Source organism: Streptomyces sp. NPDC002853 (genome assembly GCF_053591915.1).
This window is the reverse complement of record NZ_JBSFUS010000007.1, coordinates 449679-473842: the sequence shown is the minus strand read 5'-3', so window position 1 is coordinate 473842 and position 24164 is coordinate 449679. Positions and strand designations below refer to the sequence as shown.

Below are 24164 nucleotides of genomic sequence, written 5' to 3'. Positions count from 1 at the left end.
ACAGGGGGGATTCAGGGACGCGTCAGCAGCACCGCGGTCGTGCCGAGAGTCGGCACATCGACGGTCAACACGCCCTTGGTGAGGGTCAGTTCACCGTTCGGCGCGCCCAGGTAACTGGCGCTGTGCGCGGCCACGACCGGGAAGTGCAGCCGTACCGGGCAGGCCACCGGTTCCTCCGCGAAGGACTGCAGCCGCAGCAGGACCTTGCCGGCGTACGGGACCGTGCAGCCGACCAGGCGGACCCGCGCGTCCCCGAGGCCGACGAAGGCGAGCGACGGCTGCCCGCCGCCCTCCTCCCGGTCGGCCGCCGCTCCTCTGGCCCGCACGCCTCGCAGCGGGTGGCTCCAGGCCGCGGCCGTGCGGGGGCCGAGCCCGTCGGCGCTCGCGGCGCAGGCCAGGCTGTAGCGGAAGGTGAACTCGAAGCCCTGCGCACTGGGGAAGTTGGTGTCCCACAGGTTGTTGTGGATCCAGGAGAAGACGGTGGCCGGTTCGTCGTGCCCCATGGTCTTGGGGAAGGGCGCGTACGGCAGGGCGATGTTGCCGAACTGCACGAGCGGCGCGTCCTGCGTGGACCAGGCCACCGCGAGCCCTTCGTCGGCGAGCGTCACCCAGCGGCGCACGGCCCGCATGTGGAGGGCCGAACCCGGCACCACGGGAAGGGTGTTGCCCGTCAGACCGCCGGAGGCCTCCATGCGCACGACGGGCTCTTCGAAGGCGAAGGGGAACGCGAAGTAGGCGCTCTCCTTGCCCTGCGTCGCGTCCTTGTCGAGGCGGTTCTCGATGTCCAGGCGTGGCACGCCCACGGGCAGGGTGAGGGTGGTGCGCAGCCGGTTGGCTCCGGCCGGACGTGTCTCGTACGTGATCGACTCGGCCATCGCGGTGGAGCGGCGGGCGATGAGCGCGGCGGGCGGGGCGACGGCGCGGTTGCCGAGGTGTTCGAGGCGGTCGGAGGCCGTGGTGCGGCTTGAGTTGTGGTTGAAGGCCCCGGCGGTGGTGTAGCTGTCGTGGATGTAGCCGTTGAAGCCGACGGTCGCGCCCTGCCGGACCAGTTCGCGGCCGGTCGCCTTGTCGATGACGGAGGCGACGCAGGCGTGGGCCAGGTCCACGCGGACTGCGAGGTGTTCGTTCTCCAGGAGGGTCGGTTCGGGGCGGGCGTGCGCGGCGGCCGCGGTCTCCGCCGGGTGCTCGCGTTCGGTGCCGCCGGTGGGGTTCCAGCCGGTGGCGGCCTTCACCACCGTGGCTTCCGCGCGCTCGCCGGTTCGTGCCGCGTCGGCGGTGATGTCCAGGCGTACCGATCCCGCGGGCGGCACGTCGTTCACGCGCACCACCAGGAAGCGTCCGGCGTCCCGGTGGTCGTCGTTGGTCTGCGCCTCCTCCTCGTGGACGATCCGGCGTCCGCTGCGGGCGTCGTGCACGGCCACCGCCAGTGCGAGCGGCACGCTGCTCTCCGGCAGGAAGATCCGCACGACGTCCGTGCGCGGCCATGAGCAGGTGTTGATCACGTGGTACGTGGCTGCCGCGCCCGGTGACACCGCGAGGCGCTGCCCGAGCCTGGCGCTCGCCCTGCCGAGCAGCGCGTTCCCGTCGTCGTGGGCGCGCATCGCCTGCCCGTACTTCCAGTGCCACTGGTGCTCACCGGAGTGGCCGCCCTCGTCGCCGTGGGTCCACGGGTCGCCGGCGCCCCAGGTGTGCTCGTCGAAGAGCGACACCGCCTCGTAGACCCCGGACGCGTCCGCACTGTCTTCCTCCGCCCCCGTGGCGCCGAGGAGTCCCGCGAACGTGCCGATGGTCTGGGCGTCGGCGACCACGGACTGGGCGGTGCGGGCCAGGGACAGCGGCCGCGCGCCTGAGCCGACTCCGTCGACCCACCAGTCGGTCCAGTCACCCTCGAAGGTCTGGATGGCGTCGCCGAGCCTGGCCTCGGCGTCGGTGAAGAAGTCCTCGTTGCGGGAGAGCCGCAGCCGGGGGAAGGCCCAGGTCTCGTTCCAGCGGCGGACGGTGTCGGCGATGATGCGGCGTGGCGGCGCGTTGTCGCCGAACTTGCCCTGGACGCGCAGGTGGAGAACGTCCCAGGGGTAGGGCTCGCGCTTGATCTCGGTCTGGTCCATGGCCCAGCCGAAGATGCCGCCGCGGTAGGGGTACGGGTTGGTGGCAAGGGAGGTCAGATAGGCGGGCAGCAGGTCGTCGACGTCCGTGTAGTCGGTGTCGAAGCCGAGCAGCGGGCCTTCCATGTAGGCGAGGCCGTGCGGGGTGTCGGTGACCCAGACCAGGACGCTGTTGCCGCTGGGCGCGCGCCACCGGAACAGGCGCGGCAGCTTCTCCCCGCCGACCAGATGGGGAACGGAGCGCCCGGCCCAGTTGTGCGCCACGGAGAGGTACCTGACCCCGGCGGCGGACAGCGCGTCGACGAGACCGACGACCGCGCCCGGCACATCGGTCTGCATGGCGGAGGTGAACGTGACGCCGTGCCGCTCGCGCATGTCGTGGGCGAGCCGGAGCAGTTCGTGCAGTTCGTCGGTGGAGCAGGTCTCGGTGTGCAGGTTGAACGGCAGTGCGGTCAGCTCGATGCGGCCCTCGCGCACCCGCCGTACGAACTCCTCGACCTGTTCGGCGGGGCGGGCGTCCGCCCACTGCCGGAACGACCACAGGGACTCGACGCACCACCGGAAGCGGGACTCGGCGGGCCAGTCGTCGGTGGCCCGGGTCAGCTCCAGGCAGGAGTCGAGGAAGGAGAGGTGCTCGGCGAGGACGTGCCCCTGGGGGTCGGTGTAGCCGATGTCGAGGTGGGAGTGGTGGATCAGGTGCAGGGTCCACCGCCGCTGCGGGGTGAGCCGTACGTCGATCCCCTCGTCGGCGGTGTCCGGCAGACCGACCGTGAGGCGGGTCTCGGTGTCGACGGCGGGCACCATGAGGCGTACGGAGCCGCCGGGGCCGGTGATCCGTTCGACGGGCAGAGCGGTCCCGGACTCGGTCCGGACGATGAACTCCGCCGGCAGTGGAGCCCCGTTGACCGCCTCGATCCGCAGTGACTGCGTCAGGCCCTCGCCGTCCGCCGCCTCGCGCAGCAGTGGCTCTTCGGTCAGCCGCAGGGCGCTGCCGCCGAGGCTGCCCTCCGCGGTGACGACGCAGGAGCGCAGGCTGTCGCGTATCCGGTCGTTGTCCCAGTCGGTGGTGCGGACGAGGGCGCGTGTCGTCATGCGGTTCTCTCCCGGTGGGGCGACGGTCGGTGGACGGGGCTCAGCGGGCGGATGCGGTGACGCCGCGCAGGAACAGGCCGCGGAACACCAGGAAGAGGAGGAGCGTGGGCACGGAGACGATCAGCGCGCCCGCCAGGATGACGGGCGGTCCCGTCGAGGCGTAGGCGTTGTTGAGGGTGGCCAGGGCCGCCATGACGGGCTGGACGTCCGGGCTGCGGCTGAGCGTGATGCCCAGGAGCAGGTCGTTCCAGACGGCCGTGAACTGGAAGATGAAGGCCGCGCCGAGTCCGGCCTTCATCAGGGGCAGGTGGATGCGCCAGAAGATCCGCCGGAAGGACGCGCCGTCGATGAGCGCCGCCTCGGTCAACTCGGGCGGCATCGTGGTCATCTGATTGCGGATCAGGAAGAAGGCGAAGGGCACGGCCCACGCGGAGTAGACCAGCATGAGTCCGAGCCGCGTGTCGTACAGGTTGGCGTCCGCGTACAGACCGAAGAGCGGTGCCAGGAACATCTGCAGCGGGAAGAGCGTGCCGGAGTAGATCAACCAGAACCAGAAGGCGGGCCTGGGGATGGGCAGGACGACGACGGCGAACGCGGCCATGGCCGCGACCAGCACCGCGGCCAGGCCGCACACCACCGCGTAGAGCATCGAGGCCTGGAAGCTGTCGCCGATGCCCGCCACGTCCCAGGCCGTTCTGACGTTCTCGCCGAGGTCGAAGCCCTGGACGGTCCACTCGGGCTTGCCCGTGTACTCGGTCGCGGGCGTCAGCGCGTTGACGACGAGGAGATACAGCGGGATCAGCCAGAGCAGCACGCATCCCGCGACGAAGAGTTGGCGCACGGTGCGACCCATGAGGAGCCTCCTCAGGCCTTGGCGGTGGCGGCGCGCGATTCGGCCTCGGGCATCTGGCGGCGCAGGTACATCCAGGAGGAGGCGACGACGATCACCGAGAGGACGAGCGCGATGGCCGAGCCGTAGCCGATGTGGAAGAGGCGGAACGCCTCGCGGTACATGCTCAGGGCGAGCGTCTCGGAGGAGCGGGAGGGGCCGCCCTTGGTGAGGATCCAGATCATGTCGAACGCCTTGAGGCTGTTCACGACGGCCATCCCGACCACGACGACCGTGACGGCCCGCAGCTGGGGCAGAGTGACGTACCGGAACATCCGCCAGCCGCTCGCGCCGTCCAACTGGGCTGCCTCGACGGTGTCTTGGGGGATGGCCCGCAGGCCGATGGCGAAGAGGACGACATTGAGCCCGGTGGCCTGCCACGTACTGGCGACGATCATCGAGAGCGTGTTGTGCGGCCATTCCAGGAGCCAGGTCTGCGCCCACGAGTCGAGACCGATCCCGCGCAGCACCTGGTTGACCGCCCCGTCGGACGTCAGCATGAAGTTCCACAGGACGGCCGTGGCGGCGGCGGAGATGGCGTACGGCAGCACGATCACCAACTGGGCGAGTGTGCCGAAGCGCGTTCGGTGCGTGGCGACGGCGATGAGCAGTCCCGCCAGGACGGGCAGGAGCAGGGTCCCGGCCACCCACATCAGGGTGTTGAGCAGCGAGCGGCCGAAGATCGGGTCGTCGGCGAGCCGTGCGTAGTTGTCGAGCCCGACGAAGCTGCTCGTGAAGCCGTTGTCCTCGAAGAAGCTGTCGTAGACGCTGCGGAAGAAGGGGTAGACGAGGAGTACGCCGACGAAGGCGAAGGCGGGCAGGGCCCAGGGCAGTGCGGCGAACGGACCGCCGAGCCTGCCGTTGCCGCGGGCGGCCCGGTGCGGGCTGCGGGTGGGGACGCGGCGGCGTGAGCGTGCGGGCTTCGCGGTGTGCGGGGCGGGGGTGACGGTCTCGGTCATGTCTCCTCCGCCTCCCGCCATACCTGCCAGGCCTCGTCCGCGCGGTCCTGCATGGTGCGCAGCGTGCTGCGGGCCGACGAGGGGTTCAGCAGGAACCCGGCGAGGTCGTCGACGGTCGCCTCGACCAGTTCGGGCGGGCCCTGCTCCCAGAACCGGTTGAGCAGCCGGAGCTTGTCGCCGCGCACCTTCCTCGCGAGGCCGGCGATCACCGGGTTCGGGGGTTCGACCGCCGGGTTGGGGCAGCCGTCCTGGAGGCTGTGCGAGAAGGCCTTCATGACCTCGGGCCGCAGCCAGTTGCCGGCCGCCTTCAACGCCTCCTTCCTGTCCGGTCCCTTGACCGTGGAGACGAGGGCGCTGGACTCGAAGATGACGCAGGGCCGGGCCCTCGGGTCCGCCATGGGCAGCACGAAGGCGCCGAGGTTCTTGCCGGGCTTCGCGCCCGCGCCCACGAGGGTCGAGCCGAGCCAGGTGCCGCAGGGCACCATCCCGACCTTGCCGTGCACCACGGCAGCGGCGGCGTCGGCGTGGCTCATGTCCATGGAGGTGAACCAGTCCTTGTCGAAGAAGGACTCCAGGGTGCGCAGGGCGCGTTCGGCACGCGGGTCGGTGTAGCGCTCGCGGCCGTTCATCAAGTCCTCGTAGAACTGCGGGTCCTGGCGGCTGAGTACCTCCTGGAACCAGATGAAGGAGGGCCAGCGGTCGGCCGCCGAGCCGTGCAGCGGGGTGATCCCGCTCTTCTTGAGCCGCTCGCAGGTGGTAAGGAAGTCGGCCCAGGTCTCGGGGACCTGGAGGTCGTGCTCCTCGAACACCTCGATGTTGTGGAAGAACACCCAGTACGCGAGGTTCATCGGCAGGCCGTAGACCCGCCCCCGGTAGGTGAACGCCTCCCGTAAGGATGCGTCGGCCCAGCCTCTGCCGACGGCGCTGTCCCACTGCCGGGTCAGGTCGACGATGCCGCCGGTGCGGGCGAGGTCCTGGAGCCGGTAGCCCGACCAGTACTTGAGCATGTCCGGCGTCTTGCTGGTGCGCAGCGATGACTTGACGACCTGCTCGAACGACTCCAGGGACGGATTGACCTCGGGGACCAGCCGCAGCCCCGCCGTCGCCTTCATCGCCGCCCCCGCGGCGGCCATCGGCTTCTCCCACGCGGCGCTGTCCCCGAGCACGGCGACCTTCCCGGGAGGCTGCCCGCCAGCGGTTCCGCAGGCCGTGGCGAGCGCTCCGGCGGCGGCCGCGGCCAGGAGGGCACGGCGGTCGAGCGGAGCACCCGACGCCGGATGAAGGAGGTGACGACTACCTGACACGGGCGGCTCCCCCAGGTGTGTGTCGGCCCGGTGTTAGCGTTAACACGGGCGTTTTGGAGCTTCTCTGCGCCGGGGTGGGATGTCAATGGTTCGCGCAGCGCCTCGGCACGGGTTCCGGTCAGCCGCGCTGGATGCCCGTCGTGTTGTACAAGAACCCCCGCCTGCTTTCCTGGTCCAGCGCGAGGAGCGCGTCACCCCGCTGCCCGATCGCCAGGTACCAGATGCCGGGGATCAGCTCGCCCACCACTTCGGAGGCGCCGTCCGCGCTCATCAGCGGACGCGCGACCGGCACCGCGAACCAGAACGGCTCGAAGTCAGCATCGAACGCGGTGCCCACCCCGCCGATTTCCCCACTGATCCCCCGCTGGATGCCCGACGTGTCGAGCAGGAACCCGCGCAAACCGTCCTGGGATTCCGCGAGAAGTGCCTCGCCCCGCTGCTCGCCCGCCAGGTACCACGCACCAGGTTGCAGCACAGCCACCTCTTCGAAGTCACCCTCCACGCTCATCAGCGGACGCGCGACCGGCACCGCGAACCAGAACGGCCTGAAGTCCGGATCGGGCGAGGCGCTCACCGCGTCGGCCAGTCTCCGGGCCTCGCGCACGGTCCGCTCGGTACGCCGTCTCGACGCCGGGTCGCTGCCGCCGTGCGGGGAGCCCGACTGCACGGCCCGCGCGTCGGGCTGCTCGCTGATCCCCCGCTCGATGCCCGACGTGTCGAGCAGGAAGCCCCGCAGGCCCTGCTGGGTGATGGTGACGTACGCCGTTCCGCGCTGGAACGCCGCCAGATGCCAGACGCCCGGTGCGAGCTCCGCCACCGGCTGCAACGATCCGTCCTCGCTCATCAGCGGACGCGCGTCAGGCACCGCGTACCAGAACGGTTGGAAGTCGGGGTCGGGCACGGCCGCCACGGCCGACGCGAGGCGTTGCGCGGTCTCGACCGTCTCGCGGGCGCGGCGCTCCGCCTCCTGACGCAACTCCTCGCTCTCCAGGCGCATTTGCTCGGCACGCTGCTCGATTCGCTTGAGCCGCTCCTCGGCCTCCCGCTGCAGGAGGTCCATCCGCTGCCGCTCCGGCCGGGGGACGGCCCCACGGGCCGCCGCCCGGTTGCGGGCGATGGCGATGTCGCCGCCGAGGTTGCGGTTGCGCTGCTGCGGCACGGGGCGGGACTTGCTGGTCAGGGCGCGGCGCACATCCCGGTAGAGGGTGTCCATGTCCAGCGGATCGGGCTTCCCCACGACCCCCTCGGTGAGGGTGGTGAGCAGTTCGCCGGTGAACGCGGTGTACGTCTCGCCGGGCGGGGACAGCGCGGGGCGGGTCTCCGCGCAGGACGCGAGCACGCACGTCCCGTCGACCACGGCCTGGTCCGCGAGGTGCGCGCTCGCGCTCATCTTGCCGACCAGGGCCCGCCCGCTGTAACAGCAGTCGAGGATCAGGACCGTGCTGCGGGCGCGGGCCCGCGGGTCGAGCACGGCCCTGCGCAGGTACTCGTACCGCAGCCAGGTGTACTCGCGTTCGCCGTCCGAGTCGGGCAGGGCCAGGTAAAGCTCCTCGGTGTGGGGGTCCATCAGACCGTGCCCGGCGTAGTAGACGAGCAAGGTGTCCAGGGCACGGTGCGCCCGCTCCCGGACCACGTCGAGGACCTGCCCGGCGCTGCTCGGCTGGGGCAGCACGGTGCACGCGTCGTCGGAAAGACCCCACACGGTAGGATCGGTGAGAACGTCCCGCAGCCCCCGCAGGTTGCGGGCGACCGAGGGCAGGTCATCCAGGCTCGTGTAGTCGTGGACACCGACCAGTACGGCCTCGGAGCGGGCCGGTTCCGAGAGCAGCGCCACGGTTACTCGTCAGCTCCGTCCGCCGGGGCGGGTGCGGGGTCTGCGCCCTCGTTCCAGAGCCGCAGGACCTGTTCGACGGTCTCCGGTGAGCTGTCCTGCAAGGTGATGACGACGCCGTCCCGTTCGAGCCGCACCTGCGGCGGACGCGGCCGCGAGCCCCGCCAGGCCGCGACGGCGGTGACCAGGCCGCCCAGGGCGATGCTGTTGGCGAGGACGACATTGACCAGGTCCAGGCCGTCGCCCATGCTCCCCGGCGCCACGTGTCGTGCCCCGGTGGACACCCTTGCCCGGCCGCGCAGTTCGGGCTCCGCCATGAGCCAGCGGTACAGCGAGAGCACTGCCGCCGTGGACTCGACGCCCTGGGCCCGCGCGTCCGCGCCGTCGGCTGCCGCTCCGGCTTCCCCGTCTTCGCCGAACGTGAGGTTGACCTCCACGCCCCGGTTCCTTCCCCCCGATGTGGTCCGCGCTGTTCATCGTAGGGCTCGGCCCGAGCGAGCACCGGGCTTTCACGGGCCCGGGACCCGCACGGCGTCCTCGGCGGGCTCGGGCAGCTCCCGGGTGCCCGGTACGGGCGACGGCAGGAGCCACAGGACCGCGAGGACCGCTCCGGCCGTGCCGATCCACAGCGTGGGGCGCAGGCCGATGGCCGTGCCCAGTACGCCCGCGGTCAGCGCGCCCAGCGGGCGGAAGCCGTGGTTCAGGGTGCGGAAGGCGCCCATCACCCGGGAGCGGATGGCCTGCGGGATCAGCACCATCTGGAGTGACGCGGCGGCGATGTCGATGACCATCACACCGACGCAACTGAGGAATTCGGCAGCGAAGAGCATGGCGAGGACCAGCGGCAGCGGGCCGTCGGCGAGCGGCACGAGCAGCAGGGGCAGGGTGAACACCACGGAGCCGCAGAGGATCGAGGGGCCGATGCCGATGCGCCGCACGACCCCGCCGCTGCACACGGCGCCGATCAAGCCGCCGACGGCACCTGCGCTCAGGACCGCGCCGAGTACGCCCGCACCCAGGCCGAGCTCGACCGTCACGTACAGCACGAAGAGCGTGTGGAACATGTAGTTGAAGAACTGGATGGTCCCGGACCACGCGAACAGCGCCCGCATCGACGGTTCCTTGACCACCCACCGCAGGCCCGCAGTGAAGTGCCCCTTGCCGACGGGCTCGGGCACGGGCTCCACTGGGTCGATACGGGCGAGGAAGTGGGCCGAGACGAGATAGGTGAAGGCGTCGGCGAGCAGCGCGAAGGGAGCGGTGAGGAACTGTACGAGGAGCCCACCGGCTCCGGGTCCGGCCAGCCAGGACATCGAACGGGCGCCGCTGACGAGCGAGTTGGCCTGCACATAGCGCTCCTTCGGTACGAGCGCCACGAACAGGGTGTTGTTGCAGGCGTCGAAGAGCACGGTCAGCGCACCGACCGCGAACGCCGTCACATAGAGCTGCCCGAGGGTGAGGACGTCGAGCAGATACGCGACCGGGAGCGTCACGAGCAGCGCCGCGCGGGCCACATCGGCGACGATCATGGCGCGCCGCCGCCGGGCCTGCCGGTCGGCCCACGCGCCGAGGGGCAGGTTGAGCAGGAGCGCGGGCAGCAGCTCGACGGTCTTGAGCCAGCCCATCTCCGCGGCGTCGGCGCCCAGGACGAGCACGGCGGCGAGCGGGATGGCGATCAGCGAGATCTCGCCGCCGATGAGCGAGACGGTCTGCCCGGTCCAGTAACGCCGGAAGGTCCGCTCCCGCAGCAGCTCGGGTATGCGCTCCCGTACCCTCACCCGCCGGCCTCGGTGCCGTCACCCGCCGCATCGGCGCCCGGGACTTCCTCCGGGATCTCCCGGTCGACGAAGGCGAGCCGCACCAGGCTGATCGGGCGCGCGTCCTCGGGGCGCAGGTCAGGGTCGCGCTCGCGGTCCTCGTAGGGCCGCAGCAGCGCCTCGACGCGCTCGTTCAGGCCGGTGAGTTCCTCGGGGGTGAGGTGGAGGAGGGAGTCGCTGAACTGCTCCGCCTCGCGCCAGGCGCGCGGCAGCAGGTGGCGTTGCTCCATCGCCCGGACGGCCCGCTCGAAGTACCGCCGGGCGACCGCCGCGCTCAGCGCGTCCGACGCCTCGGCGACGGACGGGTCCTCGCTGTAGCCGGGCCAGTCGGTGAACCGCGCGGTCGCCTGCCAGGGCTTCTCGCGCCCCCGGCCGCCGGGTGCCTCGTCGACCAGCCCGTACTTCGCGAGTATCCGCAGGTGGTACGAGCAACTGGCCACGGACTCGCCGGTCAGCTCGGCGGCGCGGGTGGCCGTGAACGGTCCGCTCCGCCGCAGCAGTCCGACCAGGGCCATGCGCGTGGGGTGGGCGTAGGCCCGCAGGGCACGGGGGTCGGTGAGGTGAATGCTGCGCTCGGTCGGCCTGGGGTTCTCTTGATCGTCCGGGGTCTCAGGGGTCTCCTCCATGATGTAAAGGTATCTTTAGAAAGAATCCTTTACAAGGCTCTCACGGGCTTTACGGGAGCCCCGATCCCACTGGCGGGCACCCGCCCCCTGACCCACCATCGAGGGACACCGGAGGAAGGGACCGCCCCGTGGCCAAGAGCAAGAAGGACGCGAAGAAGGACCCGAAGGACAAGAAGAAGCAAGGGGGCAAGAAGGCCGGGACGGGCTCCGCCCCGCCGCTCCGTGAACTCCTTCGCATCCCCGAAGGCGAGCGCGTCAGCCTCACCTCGTACGCCGCCGACGCGACTCCCGGCGGGCCGGTGGACAAGGCCGCCGGCCTCCTGGCCACCGCCCGGATGGGCGAACGGCTCGCCGACCTGCAGGAGCGGCTCTACGCGGCAAGCACCGCGGGCGACCGCCGCCGCGTGCTGCTGATCCTGCAAGGCATGGACACCAGCGGCAAGGGCGGCACCGTCAAGCACGTCATCGGGCAGTTCAACCCCTCCGGCTGCCGCATCCACGCCTTCAAGGCGCCCACGCCCGAGGAGTTGAGCCACCCCTTCCTCTGGCGCATCACGCAGGCGCTTCCCGTGCCCGGCGAGATCGGCATCTTCGACCGCTCGCAGTACGAGGACGTCCTGATCGCCCGCGTACGCGAACTGGTCCCGCCCAGCGACCTCGGCCGCCGCTACGGCAGGATCAACGACTTCGAGCAGAGCCTCGTCGACGACGGCGTCACCGTCATCAAGTGCTTCCTGCACATCTCGTACGAGCAGCAGCGCCGCCGCCTGCTCGAACGCCTCGACAACCCGGACAAGCACTGGAAGTTCAGCCCGGGCGACATCGAGGAGCGCGCCGTGTGGCCCGCCTACCAGGAGGCGTACGAGATCGCGCTCGAGCGCTGCTCCACGGCGGACGCCCCCTGGTATCTCATCCCGGCGGACCGCAAGTGGTACCGCAACTGGGCGATCAGCGGGCTGCTCCTCGAGCATCTGGCCGCGCTCGATCCGCAGTACCCGAAGGCGGACTTCGACGTCGCCGCAGCGCGCGAGCTGCTCGCGGGCCAAGGTGCCGCATAGGGCGCCACGCGGGCACAAGATCGGACATTAAAGATCACTCCGACAAGATCGGGCAGAAGTTACTTCTAGGTATGCAGTGACTTAGCAAGCCACTAGCAGTAGAACTCGTTCCCATTCCTACGAGAGTGAGGAACGTCACATGAGTGGCACCACCATGCGTTCTGACGGTTCCGGAGGCGTTTCACGCCGAAGATTCATAGCTGGAACCAGTTCTATTCTGGGTGTCGCATCCCTCGCGACGCTCGCCCCCGCGACCCACGCGTACGCCGCCGCAGCCGCGGCCGGACCCATTGGCGACGGAGCCCGCGTCCCCGTACTGATCATCGGCACCGGGTACGGCGGCTCCGTCGCCGCCCTGCGCCTCGCCCAGGCAGGCGTCGACGTGCACATGGTCGAGATGGGCATGGCCTGGGACACCCCCGGCTCCGACGGCAAGATCTTCGCCCACACGACCTCACCCGACGGCCGTTCCTACTGGCTGCGCACCAAGACCAAGCAGCCCCTGAGCAACTTCCTCGGTTTCCCCATCGACAAGACCATCCCCCGCTACACCGGAATCCTCGACGCCGAGGACATGGGCGGGATCCTCGTCTACCAGGGCCGCGGAGTCGGCGGCGGCTCCCTGGTCAACGGCGGCATGGCCGTCACGCCCAAGCGCGAGAACTTCGGCGCCGTCCTGCCCTCGGTCAACGCCGACGAGATGTACTCCACCTACTACCCGCGCGCCAACGCCGGTCTCGGCGTCAGCACCATCGACCCCGCCTGGTTCGACAGCGTCGACTGCTACCAGTACTCCCGGGTCGGCCGTAAGCACGCCCAGCGTTCCGGCTTCCCGTTCGTCTTCGTGCCCGGTGTCTATGACTGGGACTACATGAAGCAGGAGGCGGCCGGAACAGTCCCCAAGTCGGCGGTCGCCGGTGAGATCCTCTATGGCAACAACTACGGCAAGAAGTCACTCCAGAAGACCTACATCGCCAGGGCCACCGCGACCGGAAAGGTCAGCATCTCCCCGCTGCACAAGGTCACCACGGTCAAGCCCGCGTCCGGCGGCGGCTACACCGTCGTCATCGAGCAGCTCGACACCAGCGGCAACGCCACCGCCACCAAGACCGTCACCGCGCAGAAGGTGTTCTTCGCGGCAGGCAGTGTCGGCACCAGCAAACTGCTTGTCAGACTGAAGGCCACCGGCGCGCTGCCACTGCTGAACGCAGAGATCGGCAAGGGCTGGGGCGACAACGGCAACGTCATGTGCGGCCGCGCCAACCACATGTGGGACCCGACCGGCAAGGTCCAGTCGTCCATCCCCACGGCCGGCATCGACAACTGGGCGGCCGGTGGCGCCTTCGCCGAGGTCGCGCCGCTGCCCACCGGCATCGAGACCTACGCCTCGTTCTACCTCTCCATCACCAAGAACCCGAACCGTGCCGCCTTCTCGTGGAACGCGGCGGCGGGCAAGGTGGAGCTGAACTGGCAGACGGCCTGGAAGCAGCCGTCCATCGACGCGGCCAAGACCATCTTCGACAAGATCAACTCAAAGGAGGGGACGATCTACCGCACCGATCTGTTCGGCACGTACAAGATCTGGGGCGACCATCTGACCTACCACCCGCTCGGCGGCGCCGTCCTGAACAAGGCCACCGACAACTACGGCCGTCTGCACGGCTATTCGGGCCTTTACGTCATCGACGGGGCGCTGATCCCCGGCAACACGAGCGTCAATCCGTTCGTCACCATCACGGCGCTCGCCGAACGTAACATCGAGAAGATCATCGCCACTGATGTGTAGCACCGTGGGTGTGTAGCAACTTCCCTCAGTGGCCGGGGAGTACGCAGACCGCGTCCAGACCGAGCACGTGATTGAGGCGGCCGAAGGCCAGCCAGGAACCGATGCTCATGCTCAGCTCCACGATCTCGCGCTGGCTGTAGTGCGCGGTCATCCGCTTCCAGAACTCCTCGTCGAGGCCATGGTGATCCAGGGCGTACCGCTCGGCGTACTCGGCGGCCAGGCGTGTCCGGTCGTCGAAGGCGTCGGTGGTGCGCCACTGGGTGACCGCTTCGGCGAACTCCTCCTCGACCTTCTCGCCCTCGCGTTCGGTGCGCCAGTCGAGGCAGAACAGGCACCCGTTGATCTGCGCGACGCGCAGCCGCGCGGCCTCGAACTCCCGCAGCCCCAGCGTCGTGTGCTCGTACACCGACAGCGAGAAGTTCGCCGCGGCCATGCCGATCCCGGGGACCATCTCACCCCACACGTACCCGATCGGCTCCTGCCCCTCGGGGATGTCTATGTGCATCGAGCTCATTGCTTGCTCCTTCCGAGCTTGCCGGTCGCGGGGCGCAGCGGGACGTCGAGCGCGTCGTACAGTCCGGGGTCCATGTCCACGAGCCAGTCGATGGCGCCCACCAGCCGGCCGACCGCGGTGGCGTTGCCGCCCGCCGACCGGTTCTCCCCCTCGTCGGTGGCCTCCACCGTCACCTCGATGCGCGGGCGGCCCTCGATGATCACGCGGTGCGCCCCGGCGCCGTCGGGCGGTGTGGGCCAGTCCGGTGCGCAGGACGGGTGGATGCGGGTGACGTGCTCGATGACGATGCGGGGCTCGCCCCCGACGATGCCCTGCACCTCGAAGCGCACGGCGCCCTGGGTGCCCGCCTCGAAGTCACCCATCGTCCTGGTGCTCACCGAGGTGGCGAGCGCGCGTCGCTCCAACGTCTCGCGGATGTCGTCGAGTTCGACGCCGAGCGCCCTGGCCATCAGCCGGATCTGCCCGCCCCACACCATCGTCGGGATGGTCTCGGCGAGCATCAGGGGCTGGTAGTCCATCGGATGCCCCATGCCGATCAGGTGGCGTACGGAATCCTCCTGGTCGTACGTGGAGTAGTCGAAGATCTCCTGGCAGCGGATCGCGTCGACGGTGCTGCCGAGTCCGCTGATCAGCAGCGGCAGTATGTCGTTGCCCCAGCCGGGGTCGACGCCGGACACGAAGAGGGAGCCGCCGCCGTCCGCGACGGCGGCGAGGAGCGGATCCCGCAGCTCGGGCGGGGCGTTGCGCTGGTCGTAGAGCGCGTACAGCGCGGGGGTGACGACGACGGCACCGGCCCGGATCGCCCGGCCGACGTCGTCCAGGGCCTCGTCGGGGCGGATGTCGCCGGAGGCCGCGTACACCACGGCCCGGGGCGACGCCGCGAGGACCGCGTCGATGTCATCGGTCGCCGTGACGCCCAACTGCCCCTGGAGACCGGCGAGGTCGGCCGCGTCGCGGCCGACCTTGTCGGGACTGTGGACGAGCACGGCCGTGAGCTTCAGCGCCGGGTGGGCCTCCACGGCACGTATGGCCGCTCGGCCGACATTTCCGGTACCCCAGACAACCGTGGAAATCATGCGCGGAGGGTAGCCAGCGGGCGTATCACTTCATAGGGCCATGACCGGAGAAATTTCCAACGAGAGCACTCGCCCTGAGGAGCAAGTGCGGGGGCCCTAGCGGATGTTGACGTCGATGCACGCGTAGAAGGCGTTCGAGGTGTCGCCTATGTTCCAGACCGCGAGCACCTTGTGCCTGCCGGTGGCGCTGCCGAGGTTGACCTGGTGCGAGACGGTGGTGGGGGGCTGCTGGTTGCCGCCGTCGATGGTGGCGACCTTCCTGCCGTCGACGAAGTACTCGTAGTTCGCGGTGCGGTGGCGTGCGGTGAAGGTCCAGGTGAAGGTCTGCGTCCGGCTGACGTCGCTGACCCGCCACCCCTTGCTGTCGTTGTCGAGTTCCGCGAACCGTGCGTTGCCGCCGCTGCAGCTGCGCAGGCCCTTGGGTCCTTCGACGCTCTGCGGTTCCCACTTGATCTCACCGCACGCGACCGTTCCGGCGGCGCACTGCGCCTGCCGGCTGGCCGGTGCGTTGACGTATCCGTGCGCACTAACCGAACCGGTCGGCAGGGTGAGGGCGAGGACCGGTGCGAGGCCCGCACCGATCATGGCGGCGATCTTCCGCTTCCTGTGCATGCGTACTCCTTCACGGCGCTGAGGTGGGGGTGTGCGTGAAGTGCTGGGGCGTGCTGGGGCCAGATGTTCGTGAGGGCCGATTAGTCCAGACCATAGACTTCGGCAGTCCTCGGTCAAGGCCCCTTTCGCGCCAGGTACGTGCGACAGGAGTTGCGCGGTCTACGCCGTGCGGCGAAGGCGTGCCGAGAGGTGGTGCTGGAGCGGCTGCCCGACCGCTTCGAGGTCGTGGACGAAGGTGAGTTCACCGTCTCCGGTCAGCGTGTAGCGGCGGCGGGTGGCCTTGACCTCCTTGGCGGTGGGGGTGCGGGCCACCTCGCCGGTGGAGAGGTCGATCGTGTCTCCGGCCGCCCGGCCCACCGCGATCTCCGCGATGCCGGTGGGCTGGGTGGTCAGCGCCTCCACCCGGCCGTCGGGCTGCAGCCGCCACCAGCCGCTCTCCCGTGCGGACGGCCGCAGCGGTGCGCCGTCCGCGTCCAGGAGCCAGGCCCGTGCCTCGTAGCGGAGGAAGGGGCGGCCGTCGTGGCTGAAGGTGACTTCCTGGGCGTACGTGAAGTCCGCCTCCAGGGTCGGGTATTCGCCCTGGCCCCGGCCGTGCCAGGTACCCAGCAGGCCGAGCACCGGCGCGAGCAGCGCGTGCGGCGTCGGCGCCTCGTCCGGCCGGTGACCGTCGGGGTACGGGTGCTCCGGTGCGGGGTCGAACACGGTGTGCGCTCCAAGGTCGGGGGCCGATGCCAGGAGAAGCCTAGGGGTCCGCGGAGCCCTGGAGCGGAAGGCGGCGGCAGCGGCAGGAACCCTCGCCACCGGTGGCCGAAAAGTTAGGGTAACCTAATCGACCGGCCCGGCTTCGGCGCGAAAAGCGTCCCGCATTACGCCCAAGTCCCGCCGCTTCCAGGGGAGTTGGCTGTTGGAGACCGTAAGGTGACGGAGAGCAGAAAAGTCCGCCCGGCCCTTCTCGTGGCTCTGCTCTGCACCGTCCTCGCCGTGCTCTGCGTGCTGTCGCTCGCCGTCGGCGCGGCCGCCGTCGCCCCGGATCAGGTCGTACGCGCCCTCTTCGGTCACGCGCCGAGCCGGCTCGTGGAGAACATCGTCTGGTCGGCGCGGGTGCCGCGCACCACGCTCGGCCTCGCGGCGGGCGCCGCCCTCGGCATCTCCGGGGCGCTCATGCAGGCCCTGACCCGCAATCCGCTCGCGGACCCGGGCATTCTCGGCGTCAGCGCCGGCGCCTCCTTCGCCATCGTGCTCGCCGTCGGGGTGCTCGGGATCGGCTCGTTCAACGGGTACGTCTGGTTCGCCTTCGCGGGGGCGCTCGCGGCGAGCGTCCTGGTCTACGCCCTCGGCAGGCTGGGCCGCTCCGGTCTGACACCGGTCAAACTGGCCCTCTCCGGCGTCGCGGTGACCTCGCTGCTCTCCTCCCTCACCAGCGCGATCGCGCTCACCGACCCCGACGCCCTGGACCGCTACCGCTTCTTCTCGGCCGGTTCGATGGCCGACCAGGACGGGGCGACGGTCCTGCGGATCCTGCCCTTCATCGCCGTGGGCACGGTCCTCGCCCTGGCGTGCGCACCGGCGCTCAACAGCCTGGCCCTGGGCGACGACGTGGCGGCCTCGCTCGGGCGGCGGCTCGGCCTCGTCCGGCTCCAGGGAGTCGCCGCGGTCACGCTCCTGACCGGTGCGGCGGTCGCCATGATCGGCCCGGTCGTCTTCATCGGCCTGATCGTTCCTCATATAGCCCGCGTTCTGGCCCAGTTGGCGGGCATCGGCCCCGACCACCGGTGGCTGCTGCCACTGTCGGCGGTCCTCGCCCCGTGCCTGCTGCTCGCCGCCGACATCGTCGGGCGAATCGTCGCGCGGCCCACCGAGATCCAGGCAGGCGTCATCGTCGCCTTCATCGGCGGCCCGTTCTTCATCGCCATGGTCCGCCGGCGCCATCTGTCGGAGGTATGAGCATGAGCACCTTCCGGCTGACGGTGCCGCCGGTCTCCGGGATCTTCCGCCCCCGGCTGGTGGCGCTGGGGGCGGTGCTCGCCGTCACCGCGTTTCTGCTGTTCTGCTGGGGCCTGTCGATGGGCGACTACCCCATCGCCCTCACCGATGTCGTGCGTGCCCTGGCCGGCTCCGGCGACCCCGGCACCGTACTGGTCGTCCAGGAACTGCGGCTGCCCCGCGCCCTGGTGGGACTGCTCGCCGGTGTCGCCCTCGGGGTCTCCGGGGCGCTGTTCCAGACCATGACCCGCAATCCGCTGGCCAGCCCCGACATGATCGGCCTGACCCAGGGCGCGGGCACCGCCGTCGTCGCGGGGATCGTCCTCGGCTGGGACGGCGGACTCGGCACCCAGGCGCTCGGCCTGCTCGGCGCGCTGACCACGGCGCTCGTCGTGTACGCCCTGGCCTGGCGACGCGGTGCCACCGGCTACCGCATCATCCTGGTCGGCATCGGGGTGGCCTGGATCTGCACCAGCGCCACCGACTATCTCGTGGCCAAGGGCGGGCGGTTCCAGGCGCAGGCCGCCCTCGGCTGGCTGGTCGGCAATCTCAACGGGCGTACGTGGGGCCAGGTCGGGCCGCTCGCTGTCGCCCTCGCGGTGCTGTTGCCGACGGCGCTGCTCCTTGGACGGCTGCTGCGCACCCTGCAGCTCGGCGACGATGTGGCCACCGGGCTCGGCACGCGGGTGCAGCCGGTGCGCCTCGCCGTCCTGCTCGCCGGGGTCGGCCTCGTCGCCTTCGCCACCGCATCCGCCGGGCCCGTGGCCTTCGTCGCGCTCGCCGCACCGCAGATCACCCAACGCCTCGCCCGCACCGCGTGGCCACCCGCGCTCGCCTCGGGCCTGACCGGGGCCGTGGTCGTCCTCGGCAGCGATCTCCTGGCCCGCACCCTCGTCACCGGCACGGAACTGCCGGTCGGCATCGTCACCGGCGTGCTCGGCGCGCCGATCCTGCTCTGGCTGCTCGTCCGCGCGAACCGCGCGGGCTCTGGAGGTTGATCCCATGTCGGCTGACTCCCTGTCGACCGACCCCGGTCCCGGCCCCGTCGAGGCCGCCGACGTGGACCTGCGGGCCGACGGCCTGCGCCTGGCCTACGGCAGCCGCGTTGTCGTGGACGGACTCGACCTCTCGGTCCCGCCGGGCCGCATCACGGCCATCGTCGGCGCCAACGCCTGCGGCAAGTCGACCCTCCTGCGCGCCCTGGCCCGGCTGCTCGCGCCCCGCGAGGGCAGCGTCCACCTGGACGGCCGCGCGCTGCACTCCATACCGAGCCGCGAGCTGGCCCAGCGGCTCGGCATCCTGCCCCAGAGCCCGGTCGCCCCGGAGGGCCTGACCGTCATCGACCTGGTCAATCGCGGGCGCTCACCGCACCAGACCTGGTGGCGGCAGTGGTCCAAGTCCGACGAACGGGCCGTGCACGAGGCGCTGGCCGCGACCGGCATGACCGACCTCGCGGACCGTCCCGTCGACGAGCTCTCCGGCGGGCAGCGCCAACGCGCCTGGATCGCCATGGCGGTCGCCCAGGGCACCCCCGTACTGCTCCTCGACGAGCCGACGACCTATCTCGACCTGGCGCACCAGATCGACGTGCTCGACCTGATCACGGATCTCAACCGCCGCGAGCACCGCACCGTCGTGATGGTCCTGCACGACCTCAATCAGGCCTGCCGGTACGCCGACCATGTCGTCGCCATGAAGGCGGGGCGGATCGCGGCCGAGGGCACACCGGCCGAGGTGATCACCGCCGATCTCGTCCGGGACGTCTTCTCCCTGCGGTGCCGCATCACGCCGGACCCGGTCAGCGGGACCCCGCTGGTCATTCCCATGGGACGTCACCACGGAGAAGCGACTTAGGGTAGCCTCACCTAGATTTTTACTGTCCGGCCCTGGAGAGGTGGCGGGTGAGTTCCTCAAGTCCGTCGGGGCGGGACGTCCTGAGAGAGTCGATACGGGGCCAGCGGCGCGATGTCGCCGTCGGCTCGGTGCTGGGTTCCGGGCACCAGATAGGCGAGGCGCTGGTCCCCGTCCTGATCGGTGTCGCGATCGACCAGGCCGTCACCGACTCCGACACCGGCGCCCTGCTCATGTGCCTCGGCGTCCTCGCCGTCGGCTATGTGGCGCTCGCGCTGAGCTTCCGCTTCGGCGCCATGGCCGGTGAGCGTTCCGCCGCCCGCGCCGAGCACACCCTGCGCGTCTCCCTCGTACGCCGCATCCTGGATCCCGGCGGCGGAGCCGAGGACGGGCGGCTGCCCGGCGCCCTGGCGAACATCGCCACCGAGGACGCCAAGCGGGTCGGCGCCGTCAACATGGCCCTGATGTCCGGGATCTCGGCACTGACCGGCATCCTCACCTGCGCGGTCGTCCTGCTGCGCATGTCCCTGACGCTCGGCCTCGTCGTACTGCTCGGCACACCGGTGCTGCTCTGGCTCGGGCATCTCCTGAGCAAGCCCCTGGAGAGCCGCAGCGAGGCCGAGCAGGAGCGGGCGGCCCACGCCTCGGCCGTCGCCGCCGACCTGGTGACGGGCCTGCGCATCCTCAAGGGCATCGGTGGCGAGTCCGCCGCCATCGCCCGCTACCGCACCACCAGCCGCGACTCCCTGGGCGCCACCCTGAAGGCGGCACGCGCGCAGGCCTTCCAGAGCGGCATGGTCCTCGCGCTGACGGGGTGCCTGATCGCCGCCGTCGCGCTGGTCGGCGGCAGGCTGGCCGCCCAGGGCAGCATCAGCCTGGGCGAGCTGGTCTCGGCGGTGGGGCTCGCGCTCTTCCTCCTCGGTCCGCTGGAGGTGCTCGCCTGGGTCAACGCCGAGTTCGCCCAGGGCCGGGCGTCGGCCGGCCGGATCGCGGAGGTGGTCGCCACCGAGCCCGTCGTCACCGGCGGGGACCGGAGCCTGCCCTTCCCGGTGCGCGGAGCGGTACGGCTCGACGGCGTACGGCACGGCGGGCTGCGCGGCGTGGACCTGGACGTCGCGCCCGGCGAACTGCTCGGCGTGGTCGCGACGGACCCCGCGCACGCGGGCGACCTGCTGCGCTGCCTGGCCCGTCGGACCGACCCGGAGGCCGGGACCGTGGAGCTGGACGGCATCCCGCTGCGGGACCTCGACCCCGCCGAACTGCGTACGGCCATGCTGGTCGCCGAACACGACGCGGACCTCTTCGAGGGCACCGTCCGCGACAACGTCACGGCCGCCGCGTCCGACGCCACCGACCCGGAGCAGGCCATGGCGGCGGCCGGCGTCGCGCAGGTCGCCCGGACCCTGCCGGACGGTGAGCACACGCCGGTCGGCGAGCGCGGCCGCTCGCTCTCGGGCGGGCAGCGCCAACGCGTCGCCCTCGCACGAGCACTGGCGGCCGAGCCCCCGGTCCTGGTGGTCCACGATCCGACCACCGCGGTGGACGCCGTGACCGAGGCCGGCATCGCGGCCGGTGTCCGCGAGATCCGCAAGGGCCGCACCACGGTCCTGGTGACCACGAGTCCCGCACTCCTCTCGGTCACCGACCGCGTGGTCCTGCTGGACGCGGGGCGGGTCATCGACACGGCCCCGCACGCAGACCTGATCCAGCGTCATGAGGCCTATCGCACGGCGGTGTTGGCATGAACGAGACCTCGGCCGAGCAGCACACGGACACCCGCGAGCTGCTCCCCACCGCCACCGCTACGCGCACCCGCGCCGCGGTCCGTGAACTGGTCCGCCCCTACCGCCGCCTGGCGGTGGGCGGCTTCGGGGTGATGATCGCGGCGACCGCCGTGGGCCTTCTGGTGCAGCCGCTGCTCGGCCGCATCGTCGACCTGGTGGCGGAGCAGCGCCCGGCGGGCGACCTCACGCTGCCGGTCGTCCTGCTGATCCTGGTCGCCCTCGTGCACGGCGGGACCACCTCGCTCGGTCTGACGCTCGTCTCCCGGCTCGGCGAGACCGTGCTCGCGCAACTGCGCGAGCGGTTCGTGGAGAAGGCCCTGCGGCTGCCGCTCGAACAGGTGGAGAAGGCCGGGGCCGGCGACCTCACCGCGCGGGTGACCCGGGACGTGTCGGTGGTGGGCGAGGCGGTGCGCAGCGCGCTGCCCGAACTGGCCCGCTCCCTCCTCGCCATCCTGCTGACGCTGGTGGCGATGGCGGCGCTCGACTGGCGTTTCCTGGTCGCGACCCTCCTCGCGGTGCCCATCCAGGCGTCCACCGCCCGCTGGTACGTCCGCCACGCCGTTCCGCTCTACGCCCAGCAGCGCATCGCCACCGGGGCCCAGCAGCAGCAGCTGCTCGACACCATCGCCGGCGCGGGCACGGTGCGGGCCTTCCGCATCGAGGAGGAGCACACCGCGCGGGTGACCCGGCGCAGCTCGACGGCGGTCGAGCTGAAGATGCGCGGCATCCGACTCGTCCTCGACTTCTACAACCGGCTGCACGTCGCCGAGTACCTCGGCCTCACCGCCGTCCTCGTCACCGGCTTCTTCCTGGTCCGCGCGGACTCCGTGTCCATCGGCACCGCGACCGCCGCCGCGCTCTACTTCCACAGCCTCTTCACGCCGGTCAACTCCGCGCTCGTGCTCCTGGACGACGCGCAGTCGGCGACCGCCTCGCTCGCCCGCCTGGTCGGCGTCGCCGACGAGGTCACCCCCGAGCCCGCGGCCACACCGCTGACGCAGCCCGGCACCGAACCGGACGGCACCGTCACCGTGATCGGCATCGACCACGAGTACGTGCCCGGGCAGCCCGTCCTGCAAGCGGTGGACCTGAAGCTCCGGGCCGGGGAACGTGTGGCGCTGGTCGGCCCGAGCGGCGCGGGCAAGACGACCCTGGCCAAGCTCATCGCGGGGGTGCACCGGCCGACCTCAGGATCGGTGCACCTGACCGGCACCCGGGGCCGGGGCAACGGCCTTCCGGTCGCCCTGGTCACCCAGGAGACGCACGTCTTCGCCGGGCCGCTCGCGGACGACCTGCGCCTCGCCCGTGCCGACGCCACCGACGACGAACTGCGCACGGCGCTGACCGACGTCGAGGCCATCGACTGGGCCGAGGCCCTGCCCGAGGGACTGCAGACCGTCGTGGGCGACGGCGGCCATCGCCTCACCTCCGCCCAGGTCCAGCAACTCGCCCTGGCCCGGCTGATGCTGGCCGATCCGCCGGTGGCCGTGCTCGACGAGGCGACCGCCGAGGCGGGCAGCACCGGCGCGCGTCTCCTGGAGAAGGCAGCGGGCCGGGCGGTCGAGGGACGCACGGCGCTGGTCGTCGCACACCGCCTCACCCAGGCCGCGACCGCGGACCGGATCGTCGTGATGGAGGACGGCCGGATCGTGGAGAGCGGCACCCACGACGAACTGCGCGCGGGCACCGGGCCCTACGCCTCCCTGTGGCAGGCGTGGTCGGGCACCCGTACCGCGAGCGACGAGACCCCCACGCAGCATGCCGGCACCGACACCACCACCGTGAAGGACGACGACTGATGCCCGGTTCTCCCAGACGCACCGGCCGCCTCGCGACCGCGCTCGCCTCCGCACTCCTCCTCATCGCCACCGCCACTGCCTGCGGCTCCGGGGACGACTCCGACGCGGGATCGGACGACGCCGCGTCCGCGAACGGCGCCTTCCCGGTGTCCATCGCGCACAAGTACGGCAGCACCACCGTCAAGACCGAGCCCAAGCGCATCGTCACCGTCGGCCTCACCGACCAGGACGCCGTGCTCGCCCTGGGCAAGGTGCCGGTCGGCACCACCGAGTGGCTCGGCGGCTACAAGGGCGCCATCGGCCCCTGGGCCGCCGACGAGCTCGGCGACGCCAAGGCACCGACCGTCCTGAAGGACACCGGTACCGGCCCGCAGACGGAGAAGATCGCGGCGCTCCGCCCCGACCTGATCCTCGCGGTCTACGGGGGCCTCACCAAGGAGCAGTACACGACCCTGTCGAAGTTCGCCCCGGTGGTCGCCCAGCCGAAGGAGTACCAAGACTTCGGGGTCCCGTGGCAGCAGCAGACCAAGACCATCGGCAAGGCGCTCGGCCAGGAGACCGAGGCGCAGAAGCTGGTGACGGGCGTCGAGGCCGAGTTCAAGACCGCGGCCAGGAAGAATCCGGCGTTCGCGAAGTCGAGCGCCGTGATGGCCACTCCGTACGAGGGAATCTTCGCCTTCGGCAGCCAGGACCCCCGCTCCCGCGTGCTCACCGACCTCGGCTTCACCCTGCCGGGCGACCTGGACAAGGTCATCGGCGACGAGTTCGGCGCCAACATCAGCAAGGAACGCACCGACCTGCTGGACACGGACGCGATCGTGTGGATCGCCACGGACCCCGCGAAGGACGAGGCCAAGCTCGACAAGAACGCCCTCTACGCCGATCTGGACGTGGCCGAGGAGGACCGTGAGGTCTTCGTGGCGGAGGCGAGCGACTACGGCAATTCCGTCTCCTTCGTGTCGGTCCTGAGCCTGCCGTACATGCTGGAGCGCCTGGTGCCGCAGCTGGCGTCGGCCGTCGACGGCGACACCGCGACCAAGGTGAAGCAGCACGCCGGGAGCCAGTGAACGTATGATCA

The 24164-nt window shown here is 70.9% G+C and carries 19 protein-coding genes and 2 pseudogenes; 8 read left to right on the top strand and 13 right to left on the bottom strand.

The features are described from left to right. Nucleotides 1-11: 11 nt before the first annotated feature. The 9 genes and pseudogenes from ACWD02_RS21655 to ACWD02_RS21615 all read right to left on the bottom strand — a co-directional run bounded on the left by ACWD02_RS21655 (nt 12) and on the right by ACWD02_RS21615 (nt 10623). Nucleotides 12-3197, bottom strand: a complete 3186-nt coding sequence (locus tag ACWD02_RS21655; RefSeq protein ID WP_451213102.1) for a glycoside hydrolase family 38 N-terminal domain-containing protein — start codon at nt 3195-3197, stop codon at nt 12-14. 40 nt (nt 3198-3237) lie between these two features. Then, complete coding sequence (locus tag ACWD02_RS21650; RefSeq protein ID WP_451213099.1) at nt 3238-4050, bottom strand: carbohydrate ABC transporter permease; 813 nt, start codon at nt 4048-4050, stop codon at nt 3238-3240. A gap of 11 nt (nt 4051-4061) precedes the next feature. Then, nucleotides 4062-5045 carry a carbohydrate ABC transporter permease gene (locus tag ACWD02_RS21645; protein WP_451213096.1) on the bottom strand — a complete coding sequence of 328 codons (984 nt, stop codon included), beginning with the start codon at nt 5043-5045 and terminating at the stop codon, nt 4062-4064. Next, the gene (locus tag ACWD02_RS21640; protein WP_451213093.1) at nt 5042-6349 is read right to left on the bottom strand and encodes an ABC transporter substrate-binding protein; all 1308 of its coding nucleotides are present in this window, start codon (nt 6347-6349) and stop codon (nt 5042-5044) included. Before ACWD02_RS21640 ends, ACWD02_RS21645 begins: the two co-directional genes overlap by 4 nt. Before the next feature lie 118 nt (nt 6350-6467). Next, a pseudogene (locus ACWD02_RS21635) lies at nt 6468-6668 on the bottom strand (hypothetical protein); the annotation flags it as partial. Nucleotides 6669-7508: 840 nt separating this feature from the next. Next, a pseudogene (locus ACWD02_RS21630) lies at nt 7509-8183 on the bottom strand (caspase family protein); the annotation flags it as partial. Nucleotides 8184-8185: 2 nt separating this feature from the next. Continuing rightward, nucleotides 8186-8617, bottom strand: coding sequence for an effector-associated constant component EACC1 (locus ACWD02_RS21625; protein WP_451213090.1), 432 nt, complete (start codon nt 8615-8617; stop codon nt 8186-8188). A 72-nt stretch (nt 8618-8689) separates the two neighbouring features. Next, entirely contained in the window at nt 8690-9958 is a 1269-nt protein-coding gene (locus ACWD02_RS21620; protein WP_451213087.1) for an MFS transporter, read from the bottom strand. After that, nucleotides 9955-10623 carry a helix-turn-helix domain-containing protein gene (locus ACWD02_RS21615; protein ID WP_451213084.1) on the bottom strand — a complete coding sequence of 223 codons (669 nt, stop codon included), beginning with the start codon at nt 10621-10623 and terminating at the stop codon, nt 9955-9957. The genes ACWD02_RS21620 and ACWD02_RS21615 overlap by 4 nt, the downstream gene beginning before the upstream one ends. Nucleotides 10624-10751: 128 nt before the next feature. Here ACWD02_RS21615 and ACWD02_RS21610 point away from each other — a divergent pair, with 128 nt between their 5' ends. Next, entirely contained in the window at nt 10752-11681 is a 930-nt protein-coding gene (locus tag ACWD02_RS21610; protein ID WP_451213081.1) for a polyphosphate kinase 2 family protein, read from the top strand. Between the two features lie 139 nt (nt 11682-11820). Then, nucleotides 11821-13467, top strand: coding sequence for a GMC oxidoreductase (locus tag ACWD02_RS21605; protein ID WP_451213078.1), 1647 nt, complete (start codon nt 11821-11823; stop codon nt 13465-13467). 25 nt (nt 13468-13492) lie between these two features. Here the strand turns inward: ACWD02_RS21605 and ACWD02_RS21600 are convergent, their stop codons facing one another. The 4 genes from ACWD02_RS21600 to ACWD02_RS21585 all read right to left on the bottom strand — a co-directional run bounded on the left by ACWD02_RS21600 (nt 13493) and on the right by ACWD02_RS21585 (nt 16371). Beyond that, nucleotides 13493-13972, bottom strand: coding sequence for a carboxymuconolactone decarboxylase family protein (locus ACWD02_RS21600; protein WP_365816265.1), 480 nt, complete (start codon nt 13970-13972; stop codon nt 13493-13495). Between the two features lie 5 nt (nt 13973-13977). Next, nucleotides 13978-15057: an NAD(P)H-dependent amine dehydrogenase family protein gene (locus tag ACWD02_RS21595; protein WP_451213076.1), complete on the bottom strand. Its 1080-nt coding sequence runs from the start codon at nt 15055-15057 to the stop codon at nt 13978-13980. A gap of 96 nt (nt 15058-15153) precedes the next feature. Beyond that, a complete protein-coding gene (locus ACWD02_RS21590; RefSeq protein WP_451213073.1) occupies nt 15154-15669 on the bottom strand; it encodes a lytic polysaccharide monooxygenase auxiliary activity family 9 protein in 516 nt (171 codons plus the stop codon). Between the two features lie 159 nt (nt 15670-15828). Next, a complete protein-coding gene (locus ACWD02_RS21585; RefSeq protein ID WP_451213070.1) occupies nt 15829-16371 on the bottom strand; it encodes an FABP family protein in 543 nt (180 codons plus the stop codon). 216 nt (nt 16372-16587) lie between these two features. Here ACWD02_RS21585 and ACWD02_RS21580 point away from each other — a divergent pair, with 216 nt between their 5' ends. Genes ACWD02_RS21580 through ACWD02_RS21555 form a run of 6 tightly spaced genes read left to right on the top strand, consistent with a single transcriptional unit; the run spans nt 16588 to nt 24153 of the window. Further along, nucleotides 16588-17613, top strand: a complete 1026-nt coding sequence (locus tag ACWD02_RS21580) for a FecCD family ABC transporter permease (RefSeq protein WP_451213067.1) — start codon at nt 16588-16590, stop codon at nt 17611-17613. A gap of 2 nt (nt 17614-17615) precedes the next feature. After that, a complete protein-coding gene (locus tag ACWD02_RS21575; protein ID WP_451213064.1) occupies nt 17616-18650 on the top strand; it encodes a FecCD family ABC transporter permease in 1035 nt (344 codons plus the stop codon). A 4-nt stretch (nt 18651-18654) separates the two neighbouring features. After that, nucleotides 18655-19506, top strand: a complete 852-nt coding sequence (locus tag ACWD02_RS21570; protein WP_451213061.1) for an ABC transporter ATP-binding protein — start codon at nt 18655-18657, stop codon at nt 19504-19506. Between the two features lie 47 nt (nt 19507-19553). Beyond that, nucleotides 19554-21248: an ABC transporter ATP-binding protein gene (locus ACWD02_RS21565; RefSeq protein WP_451213058.1), complete on the top strand. Its 1695-nt coding sequence runs from the start codon at nt 19554-19556 to the stop codon at nt 21246-21248. Continuing rightward, nucleotides 21245-23086 (top strand): ABC transporter ATP-binding protein, encoded by a 1842-nt coding sequence (locus ACWD02_RS21560; protein WP_451213055.1) that lies wholly within the window; start codon nt 21245-21247, stop codon nt 23084-23086. Before ACWD02_RS21565 ends, ACWD02_RS21560 begins: the two co-directional genes overlap by 4 nt. Further along, nucleotides 23086-24153 (top strand): iron-siderophore ABC transporter substrate-binding protein, encoded by a 1068-nt coding sequence (locus tag ACWD02_RS21555; protein WP_451213052.1) that lies wholly within the window; start codon nt 23086-23088, stop codon nt 24151-24153. Before ACWD02_RS21560 ends, ACWD02_RS21555 begins: the two co-directional genes overlap by 1 nt. The last annotated feature ends 11 nt before the right edge of the window (nt 24154-24164 follow it).

Excerpts from the sequence above, each read along its gene's own strand:
- ACWD02_RS21600 (WP_365816265.1), bottom strand. The coding sequence starts at position 13,972 with ATGCACATAGACATCCCCGAGGGGCAGGAGCCGATCGGGTACGTGTGG.
- ACWD02_RS21575 (WP_451213064.1), top strand. The coding sequence starts at position 17,616 with ATGAGCACCTTCCGGCTGACGGTGCCGCCGGTCTCCGGGATCTTCCGC.
- ACWD02_RS21650 (WP_451213099.1), bottom strand. The coding sequence starts at position 4,050 with ATGGGTCGCACCGTGCGCCAACTCTTCGTCGCGGGATGCGTGCTGCTC.
- ACWD02_RS21570 (WP_451213061.1), top strand. The coding sequence starts at position 18,655 with ATGTCGGCTGACTCCCTGTCGACCGACCCCGGTCCCGGCCCCGTCGAG.
- ACWD02_RS21645 (WP_451213096.1), bottom strand. The coding sequence starts at position 5,045 with ATGACCGAGACCGTCACCCCCGCCCCGCACACCGCGAAGCCCGCACGC.
- ACWD02_RS21615 (WP_451213084.1), bottom strand. The coding sequence starts at position 10,623 with ATGGAGGAGACCCCTGAGACCCCGGACGATCAAGAGAACCCCAGGCCG.
- ACWD02_RS21555 (WP_451213052.1), top strand. The coding sequence starts at position 23,086 with ATGCCCGGTTCTCCCAGACGCACCGGCCGCCTCGCGACCGCGCTCGCC.
- ACWD02_RS21655 (WP_451213102.1), bottom strand. The coding sequence starts at position 3,197 with ATGACGACACGCGCCCTCGTCCGCACCACCGACTGGGACAACGACCGG.
- ACWD02_RS21560 (WP_451213055.1), top strand. The coding sequence starts at position 21,245 with ATGAACGAGACCTCGGCCGAGCAGCACACGGACACCCGCGAGCTGCTC.
- ACWD02_RS21605 (WP_451213078.1), top strand. The coding sequence starts at position 11,821 with ATGAGTGGCACCACCATGCGTTCTGACGGTTCCGGAGGCGTTTCACGC.
- ACWD02_RS21595 (WP_451213076.1), bottom strand. The coding sequence starts at position 15,057 with ATGATTTCCACGGTTGTCTGGGGTACCGGAAATGTCGGCCGAGCGGCC.
- ACWD02_RS21590 (WP_451213073.1), bottom strand. The coding sequence starts at position 15,669 with ATGCACAGGAAGCGGAAGATCGCCGCCATGATCGGTGCGGGCCTCGCA.